2 protein-coding genes and 1 riboswitch are annotated in these 3,234 nt (G+C 69.3%); both genes read left to right on the forward strand.

Going from position 1 to position 3,234, the window contains the following annotated elements:
- Nucleotides 1-217: riboswitch (cobalamin riboswitch) on the forward strand. This riboswitch is flagged as partial in the annotation.
- A gap of 134 nt (nucleotides 218-351) precedes the next feature.
- Complete coding sequence (locus tag VGL85_RS10330) at nucleotides 352-2,256, forward strand: TonB-dependent receptor plug domain-containing protein (protein WP_331588766.1); 1,905 nt, start codon at nucleotides 352-354, stop codon at nucleotides 2,254-2,256.
- Nucleotides 2,257-2,391: 135 nt separating this feature from the next.
- On the forward strand, nucleotides 2,392-3,234 hold an 843-nt coding region (locus VGL85_RS10335), incomplete at its 3' end, for an MHYT domain-containing protein (protein WP_331588768.1).

Here is a 3,234-nt window from a genome sequence, read left to right on the forward strand (position 1 = left end):
CGGACGGTTCCTCCGTGTGAGCGGAGGCCAAGAGGGAATGCGGTGAGGGGGTCGTCCCCGAATCCGCGCTGTGCCCGCAACTGTGAGCGGCGAGGGCCGCGTCCATATCGCGTCATCTAAGACGCGACGCCACTGAGGCTCATCGGCCCCGGGAAGGCGAGGACGCGAACCCGACGACCCGCGAAGTCAGGAGACCTGCCGTCCAGGTCGCTCGTCCGGGGGTCCGGGTCCAGACCCCAGGCGCGGGAAGGCGCGCGCGCCTTCCGTCGCAGCGGCATCGACCGCCGCTGCGCCAAGCGAATCCCCGCTTTCGGCGTGACACGGTCCCGATGAAAAGGACGGTAAAGCGCCATGACCTGCGCAAGATGGAAGACCCTGGCCACCTCGGCCTCCGCCGCGGCCCTCGTGCTGGCGGCCTCGGCCCATGCCCAGGATGCCCCCCAGGACGCCCCGCCGGCGGCGGCGCCCTCCGACGCGAATGTGATCGTCACCGCGACGCGGGTGCCGGCCACGCTCGCGACCACCCCCGACGTCTATGTGATCACCGACGCCGACATCCAGGCGCGCCAGGCGACCTTCGCGGCCGACGTGCTGTCGACCGCGCCGGGCGTCGTGGTCACCCAGTCGGGCGCCTTCGGCGGCCTGACCGGCGTCTCGATCCGCGGCGCGCCCACCGACAAGACCCTGGTCCTGATCGACGGCGTGCCGGTCAACGACGCCTCCTCGCCCTCCGGCGGCTACGACTTCGGCGCGCTCGATCTCGGCGACATCTCCCGGGTCGAGATCCTCACCGGGCCGCAAGGCGCGCTCTGGGGCTCCGACGCCATCGGCGGGGTGGTCTCCTTCATCACCAAGGAGCCGAACGGCCTTGCAGCCAGCCTCGAAGGCGGCTCGTTCGACACCTGGCGGGCGCAGGCCTCGGCCGGCAAGAGCACCCAGCAATGGGCGCTGGGCGCCAGCATCTCCAGTTTCAACACCCAGGGCATCTCGGCCGCCGACGTGCGCGACAACTACGCCCCCTTCGGCCTGCCCGGCTTCCACAACACCGAGAAGGACGGCGACAACGCGTTCACCGCCGACATCCGCGGCCGCTACGAACTGACCGACTGGCTCGGGTTCGACGCCCAGGTGCGCTACGACCGCGCCGTCACCGCCATCGACGGCTTTCCGCCGCCCGACTTCCTGTTCATGGACACCAACGACGTCGCGGTCAGCGAGAGCGTCGAGGCTTTCGGCCGCATCCGCATCACCGGGCCCTGGGACCTGAAGAACGAGATCAGCGTCAGCGACTACCAGATCGAGCGCGGCGACCACGGCGAATCCGGCGATTCCGGCTCGATCGCCTACCGTCAGGTCTATCGCTACACCGTGGCCAAGGGCACGCCCGAGGACCTGGTCTCCTTCGTCGCCGGGGCCGAGCGGGAAAACAGCACCGCCAGCGTCTCGACCGGCCAGAAGTTCGACCTCGACGCCACCTCCGGCTTCGGGGTGCTGCAACTGCACCCGTTCGGCCCGCTGACCGCCATCGCCAGCGTCCGCTACGATGCGCCCGACACGTTCAAGGCCCAGACCACCGCGCGGGTCGGGGCGACCTACGACCTCGGCTGGGGCTTCAGCGTCCAGGGCTCATTCAACCAGGGCTTCAAGACCCCGACCATCAGCGAAACGGTCTGCGACTTCTGCTTCTCCCCGCGTGTGCCCCTGCAGCCCGAACATGCCCAGGGCTATGACGGCGGCCTGGCCTGGAAATCCGCCGATGGCCGCGTCTCGCTGAAGGTCACCGCCTATCATCTGGACATCCGCGACGAGATCGAGTTCGCCGCCAGCGGCCACTACGTCAATATCGCCCGCACCCGCACGCAAGGGGTCGAGGCCCAGGCGAACCTGGTGCTCGGCTACGGGTTCCGCGTCCAGGCGTCCTATGGGTATGTCGACTCGATCGACGCGACGACCGGGGTGCGGCTGCTGCGCGTGCCGCTGAACACCGGCTCGGCCAGTCTCTACTGGACCCACGGCCGGTTTGACGCGGCCTTCACCGTGCGGGCCGAGGACAACGACCTCGACCTCGGCCTGGACAGCTCCGACGTGATCCGGCCAGGCTTCGTGGTCGCCGACCTGGCCGGCGGCTATGACGTGAACGACCACGTCCGGCTGACCGCCCGCGTCGAGAACCTCGCCAACACCCACTATCAGGAGGTGTTCGGCTTCGGCGAGCCAGGCGCCGCCTTCTATCTCGGCGTCAAGCTGAAGGACTAGGGCGCCCGCCATGACCCCGGCGCCGGCGGCGGTGGCAGGGGTGAAGGCCTGACCCGGTTTCACGGCAACGATTTGTTGTCGTTACCGCGCTAAGCCAAGGCGACGCTCATGTGCCGCCGCGGGAGTCGAGGTCGCGTGTTCAGGACGTTCATCTGCATCACCCAGCAGCACAGCCCATGGCTTCTGGCCGTGGCCGTGCTGGTCTGCCTCATCGCCACCGCGACCACCGTGCGGCTCTACACGCATGGGCGCGGCTTTGAAGGTCCACGCTCCTACCTCTGGCTGATCGGCGGCGGCGCCAGCGGCGGGGCGGGGATCTGGGCGACCCACTTCATCAGCATGATGGCTTACGAGCCGGGCCTGCCGACCGGCTATCTCGCGGGCGGTACGGTCATCTCCCTGGTCATCGCGACCATCGGCGTCGCGGCCGGCCTGATCATCGCCGCCAAGGTCAGGCATCCCGCCGGTCCAGCCGTCGGCGGCGCGGTGGTCGGCGCGACCATCGCGGCCATGCACTACGCCGGCATGTCGGCCTTCCGCACGGAAGGCTTCCTGGTCTGGGACCCGGCCTATGTGGCCGTGGCCATCGCCGCCGGCATCGGGTTCGCCAGCCTGTCGCTCGTGGTCGTCTCAGGCCGCCGCACGCTGGCGGGCGGAATCTGGGGGGCGGTGCTGCTGGTCGTGGCCATCGTCGTCCTGCACTTCGTCAGCATGGCGGCGGTGACCATCATCCCGAACACCAATCTGCGCCCGCCGGCAAGCCTGCTGCCCAACAGCGTCATGGCCCTGGTCGTCGGCGTCCTGACCGGCCTGATCATGCTGGCGGCGGCCGCCACCATGCTGCTGGAGGGCTGGAACCAGCGCCAGGCGCTCACCCGGCTCAACTCGGTCATCAACGCCATGCCCGACGGCCTGGCCTATTTCGACGCCCAGGACCGCTACCTGCTGTGGAACAGCAAGTACGAGACGACCGTCGCC

It is taken from the genome of Phenylobacterium sp. (genome assembly GCF_036501465.1).
Classification (GTDB): Bacteria; Pseudomonadota; Alphaproteobacteria; order Caulobacterales; family Caulobacteraceae; genus Phenylobacterium.